Origin of the sequence: Parabacteroides goldsteinii DSM 19448 = WAL 12034, assembly GCF_000969835.1 — a bacterium.
GTDB classification, from domain to species: domain Bacteria; phylum Bacteroidota; class Bacteroidia; order Bacteroidales; family Tannerellaceae; genus Parabacteroides; species Parabacteroides goldsteinii.
In genome coordinates, this window is record NZ_KQ033913.1 from 1,979,480 (window position 1) to 1,994,979 (window position 15,500).

The window sequence follows — 15,500 nt, forward strand, 5'->3', positions numbered from 1 at the left end:
AGCAGTTTGCAAATCCAGCCACTATCCTTTTTATCCGTTTTGTGCCCGGGAACATACTTGATGTGCCGTGCGTTCACGATCCAGACTTTCATATCAGGACATTCAAGAATCTTATAAACCGGCTTCCGGTAAACACCGGTACTTTCCATGGCTACATGCGTAATGCCACTGGATAATAACCATTCTTTTAATTCTGTCAAAGAACTACTGAAGGTCTTGTAACTGCGGGTTTCAGTTTTGAGACCTTCGCCACTTATCGTAGCAACTACCATGTCCTTGTGGACATCTATTCCACAACCCCGGAGGATGACTTGTTCAAAAGGTACTGTTTTCATTGCATTCGTTTTTTCGAGTGAATGACACTAAAGTAAACAATACCCCCCTATTTACATTCTCTTGGACGAAATTTATTTCATGGATGTTTCATGATAAAATTCAAACTTTATGAATCGGGTGCAAAATAATAGTCATTCACTCAAAAGGATCAGCCATCCGCGTTTCGGATCGACCGGAATCAGATCGGTCGGCGTAAACTCCCGTGCTTTCTGAAAATCGGTAATATCCGGAGCCTGCATACGGACAGACGACGGATTCAGACCTAATTGTTTCCAGTCGATATTCAGTTTAACCTGCTTCTTCGTACTGGAATAATTACCGATCGACAGCAGTGTCTTGCCTTTATTCACGTACGTCGTTACTTTCACATCTTTATCCGAAACGGTCACAACCGGATTCTTTTCCCAGAAGCCGATCATCTGCGCATCCATGATCCCGAATTCATCCCACAGCTTCCAAACATGCCGCGGATTACCAACAACACCTTCAGTATACCAAGGTAAACGATTCGTCATGCCATATTGCATTCCTAACCATTGGTTACCTCCACCATGCAACATATCCCCCATTAAGCCGAAAGGAAGACCGGAGACTTCTACCAGCCAGTTTGCCGGAGACATTTCGTTATACATGAAACTTTCGCCAAACCATACCTTGTCTACGTAAGGGAAGTACTCTGTATACTGGATAGCCGGTCCACGTGAGAAACCAGTATTCGAATGCAAGTCGATAATACAACCCGGCTTCACCTCTTCCATCGCATGACGCATCCGTTTCAGCATGTCACGGCCGAAAGCGACATCATCCAGATACAACCCATCGATGCCGGTATACTGCACTAACCATGCCAATCCTTCCACATAGTAATTGTACCAACGTGAATCGCCTGTAGCCGTCAAGACAGATGCATCGGCAATGACACCTCTTTTCTCTCCTTTATCAAAATGCTGGTACCACTGAGGAGTATAATCGGTCACATAATGTTCGCGACACCAAGGGAAACCGCCCCCGTTACCGCCTTGCAAGATTTCATCGCCCAAGCTGCGCAATGCCCAGATTTCCGGGACAACATTGGTCAACTCGCGGATGGTATAATACAACTTCACCTTACACCCCTTGCCATGCCATTCATCCGCAAAAGCCTTGATGGAATCGGCTGTCATGAACGGGTAATTAATGAACGGATTCAGGTCGTTGGCATGATGTACGTTGATGATCTTTATACCCGTCTCCACATCTTTGGCCTCCGGTCTGGGAGTACCCCCATTATGGTAATACCGGTTGGTAAACTGGCTGCGGCTATTTACTTTCTTTACCGGGGTGAGCAGCAAAGAAAAATCGAACGTCAAGTCTTCGCCGATTTTGAGAGTACGCGCGCCGCTGTATGCCGTCGCCGCTGTCAGGTTACCGTTACGGTTGATACGGAAACCGCCTTTGCCGTTGTTATACCAGCTTTCGGGATAAGCCGGACGATAAAGATTCAACAGCGGACCGGTATAACTAGCCCCGCGCAGTTCGCAATGGATACCAGCTTTTTCGGAACCACACCAAAAACTGTCGAAAGGCCACAGCCACGAAGCTCCTTTGTTGGTCGGGATGGAAACGGCAAAATCGTGTACCGTCTTTCCTTGATTATCCCACCCTCCGGAATAATTAGCCGGGGTTTCCTGCCCAGGCAAACCAAATCCCATGAAATAAGAGGAGGCTTCGCTTTTCATCGGTATCTCAAGACGGATGTCTTCAATCTGCAACTCTTTTTTAGGAGTGATGGTATAGACATAGTTCATCCAGCCGTCAAACTCCATCGTGCCCGTACAAGCCAGTGCCAAGTCATCATCTTCCGCCTTCCAGGTACCCGATATTTTTCCTTCGGATCGCCCCGTCAGATCGATCGTCCCGTTCAGCTTCTTTTCTCCCGAAGCTGTACGGATGACAAAGCGCACGGGAGAAGCCAACACTTCCTGTCCCCACGAGTCGATAGACGACGGCAGGGCGGTCTGCCTGTCGAAAGACACCTCACGCCCCAGGCAGGAAACACGGTTGTCGGTCAACGATATGGCCGTGTAGCCTTCAGTCGGTTTGTCACTGATTCCCCGGGTTGAGTTGAGCCAACGCAGACGGCTATGACGCCAAAGTTCGCCATCGCCACGGTCTGCCAGCATTTTACCGGACACTTTCAGCTCTATTTCTACAGGAACAGCATATCCTGTTTCATCTTTTAAAGTAACGATGCCTTTATATGTACCACTGGGTTGGTCTGCTTTCAGATCCACCCCGAACCATAATGGTTGAACGGCATCCGGAGCTACACTCACCTTTTTGGTAAACGTTTTTCCTTTCGGATTTACTCCATTTATATTGAAGCAAGTAATCGCTTCCGCCGGAATCAGGTTGTTTCCACTTTTCAAGCCGGATGTTTCATAAGTAACACTCTTCAATTCGTCTTTTGCAGCCCACACACCTAACTGGAAGGTGTAATATTCGTTCGGTTGGGCTTTCCCGGTAAACGACGTTTGCAATGGACTTTGCAACCATTTATAAGGAACATCTGCTTTCATACGTATAGGCAATGAGCGATCTTCCGGGAAGACGAGAAAGTGTCCGGGATTGGCTTGCCGGTAACTCTCTTTCTCACTGGCCGAAGCTGTAACTTCCATCGGATAGAAACTGTCGAACTGCGTACGCGATTCTACACGGACGATCGTAGCTTCCGGAAGTTGCCCGACAGAAGATCCGGACGACGTAACGGCCAGCCATTGCCGGTCAGGTGCCTCTTCCTTCGGATAATATCCCCGGTGATAATTACCATGTCCTTCCTGTACCAGGTAAGGGAGGTAATAAAAGAAATAAGTGCCTTTCTTTTTGACAGGGCCAAACAGAAGCTCACATTGTTCGTTATTGACTTCCAGTCGCTGGATGTTGGGGATCGTATCTCCCGTCTCTGCATCGACAATCAGAAAACGACGGTTCTCCACCTCCTTATCGGGGCGCCGCCAGTCGAAGGATAGCTTGACCGCTTCAGCCGGAGCGTCAACCGCCAGTACGGCACGATGGTTACCCAGAGCTTCGTTCCACGGAGTCTCAGCCACTGCATACGTGTAGGGTGCCAGTGCTGTATCCCGGCAACAACCAATCCCTATATAGACAAATAATGCATACAATAATAAATGTTTCATGAAGTTAGAATTTTAAGATATTAAAAACCAGATTTATTACGCCCGGTAGAAGGGATTACCGATACTGCTTCATCCGGCTCGAGCGACAGTCGGACACATCCGTCGGCACATACTTCACTGCTTTTATAAAAGATACCGGAAGGTGTTATCTTATAAATATCCACGCTTTGCACGTCCGACCAGTCGGGTGGCAATTGCCAAGACTTGCCGGTATACCCTTTTACAGAGTAGGCCATATATTCCCGTTCGCCACGCCAAAGGACCGGCATGAAAAGGTCATCCTTATCCCTCAACACCTGTCCATGGTGGATGATGGTAGAATCTTTCAGCGAAACAACCAGGTCGTCGTTGTAGTAAACGACACGATTTCCGCCTTTCCCTACCAACTTTTCCCGCTTGTAACGGTTCAGGTAAACATAGGACAGCGTTCCCGTATAGAACTGGTAACGGTATTTATCTATCCAGTTGACATCGGGCAAAGATCCGTTTTCCAAATTACCGAAACAATCTTCACCGCGTCCGCTCATACCAAACAGAAAGCCCAGTTGGAGCTGTTCTTTGGTCAGATCAGGAAATTGCTTGGCAAAAAGATAAGAAGCACCGCCGGTTGTCATGTAAGCCGGATATTTCATATAATCGCTTTCAGTAGCTTCAAACCACAAATACCACGGACTTACACCGATAAACAAGTCTTTTCCTTCCCGCAAGCGGTTAAAACTCTCATGGGTTACATCAATACCTCTACTTCTGAAATACCGGAATATTCTTCGCTGATAGTTTTCTTCTTCCGCCCACGAAATCTTTTCATAAGGATTGTCACGCACAAAGAAAGCATCTATCATAATCGATCCGGCTTCCTGAATAAAAGGCAATAGTTCCAACAAAGCATCAATCCTCTTTACTGCATAGCCGCTCTCCCATTCGTTCTTATAACAGACCTGATAGGCTTTACGGTTATTCCAAACTCCAATCTGCATCGGTGTTCCATCCGTATTCCGGGAAATAAAACCTTTGGACAAATATTCTTCCCAAAGGGGACTGTCCTCATATGCATCCGTCATATTCACATGGACGCTAATATAAGTATTATATTTCCTCGCTTCTTTCGCCAGCCACAACAATGATTCACGTCCGGTGGCATCGCATTCCCTTTTCAAGTGATTATTCACTTCAAACCAGGCAGGATACTTATCGTCATGCCCGTTATATTGCCATCCGACCAGATACAATGTCTTCGGAAGTCCTCTCGTTACAGCATCCATCTGTTTAACCAAAGACAAGACCTGCTCGAAGGTATAACAAAGCACTGGGTCTCCCTTTTCATCCGGATAAGACAACATGATCTTCATTACTTGCATCTGATGGTACGGATGCATATAAGGTTGTTCGGGACGCATCGTTTTCGTCCAGTCGTATTTCTCTCCGGTGATATTCCGCCAGGATTCGTTCGAAATTCCCTGGGAAAATAATGAATGGTTAACGAACAAACATACAAAACACAATAACCAAAAATGAGTTTTCATCATCTTCTTCATTTTACATTAGTACATTATAGAAAAGGCTGTCCGATCTATATGGAGACACGGACAGCCTCAGGATTTCAGATCTAAGGGTATAAATATAGTTACTTATTTAAAGCAGTAACTTGAATTGTCCAATCTTTTTTCGTACCATTAGCAGCTGTCACCACATATCTGCGTGTAGTAGAAAAATCACCGGGAGTACCTAATGTCGGAGCTCCGTCCTGCGGAGCTATAACCGCAGCCGTAGAAAGATTGAATTTCCCCACAAGATTAGTCAGTGCTACCGTATTGCGAATCGCTTCGGTAAAAGGACCGTCGGCCGCAGGAACCGTAACCGTACAAGTGATCGTTCCGGCTTCCGTATTGATTACCTTATCACCGACCGTCAATGTAACGACTTTTACAATCGGCTCACCGTTGATCCATTCATCGGTCGGATCTTTATAGCGGAAGTCAAACTTCACATCGGTGATGTTCGCTTCCTCAAATGCAGGTAGATCCTCCAAATTGCCTTTCAGACATGAAGAGCATACTAAAACAAGCATTAACAACAGACTATTCTTCACCAGTTTTATCATATTCTTTTTCATACTTCATTTATATTAATGATTAATCATCTATTACCAACCCGGATTCTGGGGACCTAAATTAGCATTACGGTCGATCTGTCCCTGTGGGATAGGAAGCAGATAACGACGGTCTTCACGGAATTCACGAATATCATTGTCACCGTGGGTCACTTTACCGACATAGAATGATTTACGATCATTTGTAATCTCTACATAAGTAGGTATTTCTGTAAATCCGGCAATCTTACCACCCGGTGCTACGCCGTTATTGGCATATCCTCCGTGTTTACCCCAGCGTAACAGAGTCCAGTAATAATCGTTCTCCATCGGCAGTTCGCAACGGCGTTCCTGTTTGTAGAAGTTCCAGGCTTCCTGCAAATTATTAATCTGTTTAGCCGGTAATTTACCATGAACAGTACGAGTCTGGTTACAGATAGCTACAGCATCGGCATAGTTACCCTCTCCCATTCCTGCCAACCACAAGATCGCTTCAGCTTTGTTCAGCAGGACGCGACCGTAACGGGTTACCACATAATGATAATCGGTCGGGGTTCCGGCCAAAACACGAGGTTCTACATTATATACGCCTTTGCGCCAGTAATAATTAGTTAATCCCATATGAGGACCTAAGCCACCATTTACCTTACGCCACAAGTTACCATTCACGGTTAAATGAATATCTTCATTCCACCAGGTCGTCCCATCATACACGAAAGTATCATAAAAACGGGCATCACGGTTACTATACATAAGCTCGTTGATAAGCTTATCTCCTTTCGTATTTCCATAAAACAATACTTCTGCCTTTTCCTGATCGATCGCCCAATCAGGGGCCGCCCCCTGGACAAGCGTTACATTATTCTTAAACTGAGTCGATTCGCTCCAAACCACACCTTGTCCGGTCGCCTCATCGATCACTTCGTAACCGTCTACTAAATTTTGTGTAGGGGCCCACCATAACCAACCGATAAAAGGTTGTCCGCCATTTGTCTGGAACAACGGACCGCAGCCATTCTTTACCAGGTTATCATTATTGGTATTGGGCATCACATTCTGTAGCGGTGCTATGGCATCCGTATTCGTATTTGCCTTATCCCGATAGATAGCAAAAATGATCTCACTGGAATAAGGATCTTTTTCATTGAAGATATTCCCGTAACTGGTTCCTAAAGAAGCACCTTCCACAGCATCAGCCGCAGCAATGGATGCTTTCAGCCATTCTTTCTTTTTTGCAACATCTGTTTCGTAAGCGGCTGCCTGTAGAGCTATTTCCGATTTAAAGGCATAAGCCATATTACGAGACAATTCCCCTGCTTTTACAGAAGTAGGTAAATCAGGAATGGCAGCATCCAAATCGTTCAATATATAAGTATAACTTTCAGTTGTTGTTTTTGTAGTAGGCATCATCATTCCATTACTGGCCGTATCAGCCGGAGCCAATACGCGATCGACCCATACAAAACGCCCCATCGTACGGGCCTGACGATAATAAAGTAATGCACGCAATAACTTGCCTTTCGCTATCAAGTCTTTAGAATCTGCATCCGAAAGGCCTTGACCCGTATATTCAGCCGCTTTCTCGATAATCAGATTGCAACGGCGAATATTCCCGAAATCCCCTAATCCTCCATCATCGCTGTACCGGTCTATCTGTTCACGAACGAAACCTATTCCTCCGTTAGAATGAACAGCATTACCTGTACGTTCTTCCCAAGTAGTCTGGTTTCCGTTCACATAACCATACATCACATTACTTATCGTTCCGGTAACAAAAGCATCAGCTGTCGATTTAGATCCCCATACGGTTGCTTCATCATACGTTTCAAAAGGTTGAGTATCCAACACATTACAAGAAGCTACTCCCAGTAAAAGTGACAAGGATGCCAATGATACTATATTCTTTAGTTTCATAAGTCTATTCTTTATTTAATGATTAAAATCCAAGGTTCAAACTAATGGCATATACACGTTGCATCGGATAATCATAGTTATTTGTACTACCATTTTCCGGGTCAAAGCCATATTTCGTAGCAGGTGAAATCGTAAATAAATTCTGACCACTCAACACTACCTGACATTTATAAAGCCATTTAATGTTCTTCAATAAGACTGAACGGAAATCGTAACCTAACTGAAGTGATTTCAAACGAATATAGCGTCCGTTGACCAGCCAAAAGTCGGAGGTAACATAGTTATTATTTCCATTTACACTCGAGTTCATTGCTATTCTCGGAAATTTAGCATCCGTATTATCCGGCATCCAATAATCCAACTGATAAGGATACACCATTGTATAACCGCCGGTTGATTGTCCACGTACCACATCTTCAATATACATGTCACGTGAAGTTGCCCCCTGGAATAAGATATTGGCAGAAAATCCTTTATAGGAAAGATTGGCATATATACCATAGTTGCCGCGCGGAAAGCTGTTTTTTCCGATACGCCACTGGTCGGCACCATCAATAAATCCGTCACCATTCATATCTTTATAAATGATATCACCGGCAACCAGATTGGAAGAACCGTCGCGACGGGGTAAATTCAATGTCTGATCCGAATTTTGATAATATCCCAGATTGGTATAACCCGTACCATAATATCCCGTTTGTTGAACCTGTCTTAGATATGGATTTTTTTGATTCGCTAAATCTTCATCCCAGGCTACAGCTACAAGCTGGTCAAAATAAGTAAAGTTAGCACCCACCTCATAATTGAAATCACCCACGTGGTCTTTCCAGGAGAGATTAAATTCATAACCGGCACGGCGATGTTCACCATTTGATTTAACTTTCGGAAGAGATAATCCCAATGGATCAGCATACCCTACATTAGACGGAGATGTCAGATAACCGGTTGTTTTCATATAGAAGTAGTCGAAGCTACCGGATAAACGTTCGCCTAAAGTATTAAAATCGAAACCAATATCCGTAGAATTAATCGTATACCAGGTTATGTCATCACTAATCAAATTACCTTCACTAAAAGTCGGAACAATTTTACCATCAATTACATAACCACGTTCTGTCAAACCATAAGATGTCAAATAACTAAACCTACTGACATCGGCCATCCCGACCTGACCATAACTGGCGCGAAGTTTCAAGAAATTCAATATATTACGTTCCTTCAACGGTTGAAAAAAACCTTCTTCCGACACAGCCCAGGCTGCAGAACCGGAAAAGAAATTACCCCAGCGACGATCTTTTGGGAACAAGTCACTTCCATCATGACGCAAGGACCCTTCAATATAATATTTTTTCTTATAATTATAAGAAGCCCTGGCCACTAAACCGGCACTACCTCTCTCCCATTCACTACCACCGTTCTCCATCGTATCAGAAGGACCGGCCCCCATTTGGTCGATCATAAAAATATAATTTTTACGTTTGGCATCAAAACCTCGTCCAAAAGCGTAACTTTGTTCATATCCTAATGTGGCTGACACGTTATGCGTTTCGTCCAAAAAGGAACGATTGTAATCTACAAAGTACTGCATTGTCCACATACGATTGTTGGAAGTTGTATATTGCAAGCTAACAGGAAAATCCGGCCCTTTATTTCCCTCTAAATCATATTGGGGAGCAGTCTTGTTCCATTCTTTGGTATCATACATTCCATAACGGTAATTACCTCCCACTTTTACCTTCAGTCCTTCCACACCATATACATTCCATTCAGCATTAAAAAGACCGGTAATCATCTTGTTATCAAACTTAAAATAACCGGATTCAGAAGATACTTCAGCAACAGGATTGTCGTACCCTACATAGATCTGGCCGTCTTTATTATATGCTAATCCCATAGGTCCCTGATTCTGGATATGCCCCCAGGTTTGCCAGTAGCCGGTTGAATATTGGGAACGTGGAGTTTGCATAGTCGAAATATAACCATCCAAACCAAATGTCAGTTTCAATCCCAGATCCTTAAACTCCGATACTTCATTCATTCTGACATTGTATCTTTTAAACCATTCCGTATCGGCTTTGTACATCGACTTCTGGTCGTATGCCTGAAAAGAAACATAATACTTATTAAATTCCGAACCACCACGTACAGCCAGTGAATGCTTTGTTTCCGGAGTTAAATTACGTAGCATTATCTTTTGCCAGTCCGTATTCGGATAATTATACGGATCAGATCCTGTACGATATTTTTCTATTTCTTCATCCGTCCAGCGAGGTTCCAGGCCATACAGATTACGTACTGTATTATCGAATGATGCCCGTTCGTATGAATCCAGTTTCTTTTCCAAATAGGTCGGTTCACTCCAACTCTGGTTAAAACTATAATCTACACGAAGCCCTTTCAAACCGTTCTTCGTTTTTACCACCAATACGCCATTTCCGGCACGTTGTCCGTATACAGCAGCAGCAGCGGCATCCTTCAAAATAGACATCGATTCGATATCGTCTGAGTTTAAATTAACAAAGTCATTATACTCAGAAACAAATCCATCGATAACAACAATAGGTGTTCCGCCACCACGAATAGAGACAGTAGACTGTTTATTCAAACCACCACCAGCCGAAGTAACGATCAAACCTGTGGCACGCCCAGCCAATGCATCTGTAACATTGGCTACCGGCACGTTTTTCATTTTCTCCGTATTCACAGTAGACACCGCCGAAGTAAGGTTACGTTTTGAGTTGGTACCATAACCAATCACAACAACTTCCTCCAACGCTTTCGAGTCTTCCTTTAGTGTAATATTCAATGTCGTTTTATTACCGACAACCACTTCCTGTGTCGTGTAACCGATAAAAGAAATGACTAAAACCGGTGACTTGATATCTTTCAGGTCCAGAGAAAATTTACCGTTCACATCGGTCGTTGTACCTATACCCGCCTGATCCTTAACCAGGACATTGGCACCGATAACAGGTTCGCCAAAGTCATCTACGATCGTTCCGGTAACAATCGTAGTAGGTTGTGACTGTTGCTTTACTTCTTCTTTTTTGAATAATACAATATGTCTGTCCGTTATTTTATATCCCAACGATTTATTACGGAGCAGGACTTCCAATACTTCATCTATAGATTTGTTCTTCAGATCGACGGATACTTTCTCATCCAGGTTTACCTCATTCAGTTTATACACGAAGGTAAACTCTGACTGATTCTCTATAGAATTTAATACCTGAAGGATCGTTCCATTCATTTCAAGGTTCAATTTTGTTACCTGGGAATAGGACAATGCGGCTGTGGCTTCCCATAAACTGACAATGAGGAACAATAAAGCTAATTTCGTTACTTTTAAAACTTGATCGCGTGTTTTATGAGAAATATTTCCCTCATTCATAGAGCTTTTTGCCCCATGAAACACTCTAATTAAATGTTTATTCATACATTTGCAAAATCTAGTTGATTATTTATGGCAATTGGTAGTTGCCGTTTACTTAAATGATCTGCGCTTAGAGCATAAATTGGGGATGTTGGTAGCATTCCCAATTTTTTTTACCGTTTTACGTACTGTTCATGGTCTTCAATTAATTTTTAAGGTTCAACAATCGTTTATCTGATATACACATCCCTATCCTTTATCTCAAATTTATATCTCATAGAGATTTGAAGGATAGACAAAATTTCCTCCAGCGACTCCTTATGCGTAAATTGTGCTGTCAGGAATACATCTTTTATGGATTCATTTTTCAAATGAAACTTCACACTAAAAGAATGTTCCAGCACTCTGAGGATCTCTCCGAATGTGATTTTTTCGAAAAAGAAGTCACCTGTCATCCATGAAGTATAAGAAGAAGTCCTTACCGGACGTACTTCGATACTTCCACTCTGCTTATCAAACAGTGCCTGTTCACCCGGAACCAAAATCTTATCAGGTGACGAGGAACTGTTTGTATCATTATATAATGCAACCGAGCCTTCAACCAGTGTTGTTTCGATCAAATCAGAATCCGGATCTGCCCAGATATTGAATTCCGTTCCCAAAACTCTCACATGCATGCCATCCAGGTTTACAATAAAAGGCTTCTCTTTATTCTCAGTCACATCAAAGAACGCTTCACCTGTCAGTTCTATTTGTCTTGTTTCACTATCAAACACTTCCGGATAGCGGATATGTGAATTTCCATTTAACCAGACAACAGTACTGTCCGGCAACAAAACCTGTGTCTTTGAGCCTGTCATGGAAGTAACCTCCAGATAAGCCAACGGCCTCGGTTCCAAATACATCTTATATAAGAAAGAAGAAACGACCAGCAATGCAACCGAAGCAGCAATCGACGCATATTTCCATACAGAAGAAACGCCCATTATGATCGCATCCGAATTCATTACCCGCTGCCATAGTTTTTCGTAGACAACATCCGGTTCTGTTTTAACCGGTTTAAACCGAATGCGTCCTGTAATCTCTTCGTCTTTTCTACTTTTTATATCCGACATCTTTTTTAATTATGATAATTATCCTGTTCACTTATATAGATGACAGCTTCCGGAAAAAACCCTAATAAAGAATTTCATTTTTAACATTTTAATAAAAAGGGCAGAAAATTATACCTATGGATATACACCTTTCGGCTTTTTTATCTACATTTGTTTCGTGCTTAAAAAGCATAGCGTTGCGGCACATTCACATGTTAAAAACATAAGCGTTAATGATATTATCCTAAATACGAAATCTAGACAATTTCATTATAGACGGATAGTAGACAACAAACGCTCATGTTCTTTATCTTGTTATATACGTACGTATACCCATGGGTGTACCTATATATCAAATAAAGAGCGTGGGTATGTTGTTTATATCGTCTATAAGGTAGTCTAGAACCTCGTATTTAGGTATATTCAGCAATTCCCACGCTTTCTTTATGTTCAATCCGGACAGGGAATTTCCGGATAAACAAACAGGTTCACCTTATGAAAAGCAAATGTCCATCACGAATTCATTATATATATTCCACTGAATTACAGAAACTTTACTCTTCTATTTATTTCATTAAAAACACAGAGAACAAACTACACGTAAAAGAAAAGCCGTATATTTACTCCGGTAAAAACTGCTTTTTCTTTAGTATCGAGATAAACCACAGAACGCAGTACGTATGAAATTCAAAATAAGTGGATACACAAAATCATCCTTGATTGATAAAATCACTAAAGGGGACGAAAAAGCCTTTCGTCTGCTTTTCGACACGTACTATCAGCAACTGTTCCATCATGCTTTCTATTACCTGGCGTCTAAAGAGCAGGCTGAAGAAGCGGTATCCGACGTATTCTTTATTATATGGAAAAAAAGGGAGACGCTGGATAAAATAGATAATATTGAAAGTTACCTGTATACCTCCGTAAAACATCAGGCATTACATTACATACGGAGAACGAACGAGCCGGAAAAAGTACCTTTGGAATTGTATCATATCGAATTAATAGCCGATAATAATAACCCTGAATCAAAATTACTGGCTCAGGAACAACAGGAACTTATACAAAAAGCGATCCATTCATTACCTGAAAAATGTAAAGAAGTTTTTAGATTGTTTCTTTCGGATAAACTCAAACAAAAGGAAATAGCAACCCTTTTGGATATCTCACAAAAGACAGTGGAGGCACATATTGCTACTGCCTACAAAAAAATTCATGCTTACCTAAAGAAAAAAAGGTAAGAATCCCTTTCATTTCAGAAATATCACTGTGTCACAAATAACACTTTTTTATAGATATTATGATACAAAACAAGAATTATCAGTAACACACATATCTTCCAATATTCTCCTTCCAGAAAATAAAAATACACACTTATTAACACAACCTTTGTCTATTATCGAAATTACTCTTCGCTACACGCAAAAAATATTTCGTTTAAAACGAATATAAACTCCATTTAAAACGAAATATTTTTTTATTGCAGTCAAATTTTCAGCCACCAACAAGTCAAATCTTGTTAAATTAGCAAAAAAAGCCTTGTTCCACCGATTAAAAAAGAGCTAAAACATATGCTTTAAAACATATCGTGTATTCTAAAACAATATACATATCACACATTTTCCAACTATCTCAAATCACACAAAGAACCCATATGGAGATCTTTTTGATAGCAACCATAACAATACACCGTCTTTACGACAACCATCCAACCATTCACATAACATATCGATCACAAACATCAGCTCTACAATCGCTTAAAAAAAGACCGAGTCAACTCTCCCTTCGTACAGCTTATCTACAAGACACTTAATATAACATTTTGTCAATCGGTTCGCAGTGATAACTGAAAGTAGAGATCACATTATCCTTTGTCCGGATAGTAAGCACAAAATCGTATGCTTTTCCTTTCTCAAACTTCATTTTACCGGGTAATGACACATTCGTCTTACCATAAGGATTCAGAGAAGACAACTTTGCCTGTCCCACTTCTTTCCTGTTTCCATCCTGTAATAATTCCAGTTTCAGGACAGCAGGTTTGGATGCCACCTGACCGAAATTCTCTACCACAACATTCATATCCTGACTATCTGGTGACACGATCGGCATCCGGGCAGAAAGGATCGGATCATTATAACTCACCCAGGGCAAACGGGCATATCCGAAAAGTAATTTGCCGGAAGTTGTTTTCCCTAATAATTTGGGCGCAAATTCTTCTGCGGTTATACCATTTCCTTTCGCATCGAAAGTAACGACCAGGTCTTTTCCTTCATTCTTCGTACTGAGCACTTTACAACCTTTACCATAATTCACCTCCGTAGATGCACCGAAACGAAGAGAGTTCAGGTCGATATCCGTTTGCGGATTAAATCCTTCTTCGGCTGCAATCTTAACACGAATAGTCTTTGTCTTCTCCGTAATCGGTTTCGTATCGAGAACTGTCAGCAATACACCCGGATTCAGGGGGATGCTGATGTTTTTGGAACTGTGGTTATCGTTTGGCAAATCTTCGTTCTTCAATGTGTCGATAACAGCGAAATTTGCCTGGATAGCACGGCCATATTTATCCTGAAAGATTTTGATTCGTTCATATTTAAACCAGTTCTCCACTTTTCCATCTTCATGGAAAGAGACTCCCGGCTGGTAAGCCTCTCCCGGATCGGTTATCCAATTGATACCATCTTTCGAGCGTTGATAAAAAGCGATACGTCCCAACCAATCATTCACAATCAGGTGGTATTGAACGTGGTCACGCCAGACAACAGGGTCTTCAAACTCCCCTTTTACCGGAGGATAAGCCCGCTTATCGGAAATCTGGTTGTAAGGCGAAAGTCCGGTCTGGCTGATCCATACACCACCTCCACGGCAAACCATCAGATAGGAACCGTCTTCCCGTTGAGCGAAAGTCAGGTTGGAAAGACCTTCTATGATACGGCGGTCGCGTTTATCAAAATCAAACTTCTTACGAGTCCACGGACCGTTCAGGCCATCGGAAATATAATATCCGTCGATTACATAAACAACAACACGTCCGTCTTTTAACCGGAAGGCTTCCGGATTATGTCCCGGACCTATCGTATCTTTTATTATGAAAGGACCTACCGAATTTTTACATACGGCATGGTAAACTGTCGAATTGGGCCAGAACATATGTCCTTTCGGAGAGTTCTCCGGCCAGCCGCAAACGTATAAATGATATTGGTTATCTTCTCCCAGCAGGATATTCCCTCCCCAATAGGAACGAATATCGTCTTCGATACCGTTATCGACATAACGTGGAACGACATCTTTGGCTCCCCAGACATCACTGCTCAGTTTTCCCGCCGGCATCGGAAGAAAACGGTCTATAAACCGGGCGCCTTCAACCAGGTGATCCCATTCGACGGGACGAGGTCTTTCGGTGATCTGGGCATTTATATCCTGCATACCGAACCAACAGGCAGCTGACGCACACAATAATAAAGAATAGAGTTTCATTGTATTAAGAATTAAGCTTTTAATGCTTCAAATGTATAACT

The 15,500-nt window shown here is 42.3% G+C and carries 9 protein-coding genes; 1 reads left to right on the forward strand and 8 read right to left on the reverse strand.

Translation table 11 applies throughout. The features are described 5' to 3' along the window. From HMPREF1535_RS21070 to HMPREF1535_RS21100, 7 genes are all read right to left on the reverse strand, one after another. Positions 1 to 335 (reverse strand): IS110 family transposase (locus HMPREF1535_RS21070; RefSeq protein WP_046147666.1); only part of this gene is annotated, 335 nt, incomplete at its 3' end. Positions 336 to 467: 132 nt separating this feature from the next. After that, positions 468 to 3,512, reverse strand: coding sequence for a glycoside hydrolase domain-containing protein (locus HMPREF1535_RS21075; protein ID WP_007658166.1), 3,045 nt, complete (start codon positions 3,510 to 3,512; stop codon positions 468 to 470). A gap of 20 nt (positions 3,513 to 3,532) precedes the next feature. Next, positions 3,533 to 5,038: an endo-alpha-N-acetylgalactosaminidase family protein gene (locus HMPREF1535_RS21080; RefSeq protein WP_229102735.1), complete on the reverse strand. Its 1,506-nt coding sequence runs from the start codon at positions 5,036 to 5,038 to the stop codon at positions 3,533 to 3,535. Between the two features lie 98 nt (positions 5,039 to 5,136). Further along, a complete protein-coding gene (locus tag HMPREF1535_RS21085) occupies positions 5,137 to 5,625 on the reverse strand; it encodes a DUF5018-related domain-containing protein (RefSeq protein ID WP_007658170.1) in 489 nt (162 codons plus the stop codon). A gap of 30 nt (positions 5,626 to 5,655) precedes the next feature. Continuing rightward, positions 5,656 to 7,515 (reverse strand): RagB/SusD family nutrient uptake outer membrane protein, encoded by a 1,860-nt coding sequence (locus HMPREF1535_RS21090; RefSeq protein ID WP_046147384.1) that lies wholly within the window; start codon positions 7,513 to 7,515, stop codon positions 5,656 to 5,658. A 22-nt stretch (positions 7,516 to 7,537) separates the two neighbouring features. Then, the gene (locus HMPREF1535_RS21095; RefSeq protein WP_229102734.1) at positions 7,538 to 10,906 is read right to left on the reverse strand and encodes a TonB-dependent receptor; all 3,369 of its coding nucleotides are present in this window, start codon (positions 10,904 to 10,906) and stop codon (positions 7,538 to 7,540) included. A 212-nt stretch (positions 10,907 to 11,118) separates the two neighbouring features. Further along, positions 11,119 to 12,003 (reverse strand): FecR family protein, encoded by an 885-nt coding sequence (locus HMPREF1535_RS21100; protein WP_007658174.1) that lies wholly within the window; start codon positions 12,001 to 12,003, stop codon positions 11,119 to 11,121. Between the two features lie 659 nt (positions 12,004 to 12,662). On the opposite strand from HMPREF1535_RS21100, the gene HMPREF1535_RS21105 reads away from it, so the two are divergent. Then, on the forward strand, positions 12,663 to 13,223 hold the full coding sequence (locus HMPREF1535_RS21105; RefSeq protein ID WP_007658175.1) for an RNA polymerase sigma factor: 561 nt from the start codon (positions 12,663 to 12,665) through the stop codon (positions 13,221 to 13,223). A gap of 568 nt (positions 13,224 to 13,791) precedes the next feature. On the opposite strand, the gene HMPREF1535_RS21110 is transcribed toward HMPREF1535_RS21105, so the two are convergent. Then, on the reverse strand, positions 13,792 to 15,459 hold the full coding sequence (locus HMPREF1535_RS21110) for a glycoside hydrolase family protein (RefSeq protein ID WP_007658176.1): 1,668 nt from the start codon (positions 15,457 to 15,459) through the stop codon (positions 13,792 to 13,794). Positions 15,460 to 15,500 lie beyond the last annotated feature (41 nt).

Excerpts from the sequence above, each read along its gene's own strand:
- HMPREF1535_RS21075 (WP_007658166.1), bottom strand. The coding sequence starts at position 3,512 with ATGAAACATTTATTATTGTATGCATTATTTGTCTATATAGGGATTGGT.
- HMPREF1535_RS21080 (WP_229102735.1), bottom strand. The coding sequence starts at position 5,038 with ATGATGAAAACTCATTTTTGGTTATTGTGTTTTGTATGTTTGTTCGTT.
- HMPREF1535_RS21085 (WP_007658170.1), bottom strand. The coding sequence starts at position 5,625 with ATGAAAAAGAATATGATAAAACTGGTGAAGAATAGTCTGTTGTTAATG.
- HMPREF1535_RS21090 (WP_046147384.1), bottom strand. The coding sequence starts at position 7,515 with ATGAAACTAAAGAATATAGTATCATTGGCATCCTTGTCACTTTTACTG.
- HMPREF1535_RS21095 (WP_229102734.1), bottom strand. The coding sequence starts at position 10,906 with ATGAATGAGGGAAATATTTCTCATAAAACACGCGATCAAGTTTTAAAA.
- HMPREF1535_RS21100 (WP_007658174.1), bottom strand. The coding sequence starts at position 12,003 with ATGTCGGATATAAAAAGTAGAAAAGACGAAGAGATTACAGGACGCATT.
- HMPREF1535_RS21105 (WP_007658175.1), top strand. The coding sequence starts at position 12,663 with ATGAAATTCAAAATAAGTGGATACACAAAATCATCCTTGATTGATAAA.
- HMPREF1535_RS21110 (WP_007658176.1), bottom strand. The coding sequence starts at position 15,459 with ATGAAACTCTATTCTTTATTATTGTGTGCGTCAGCTGCCTGTTGGTTC.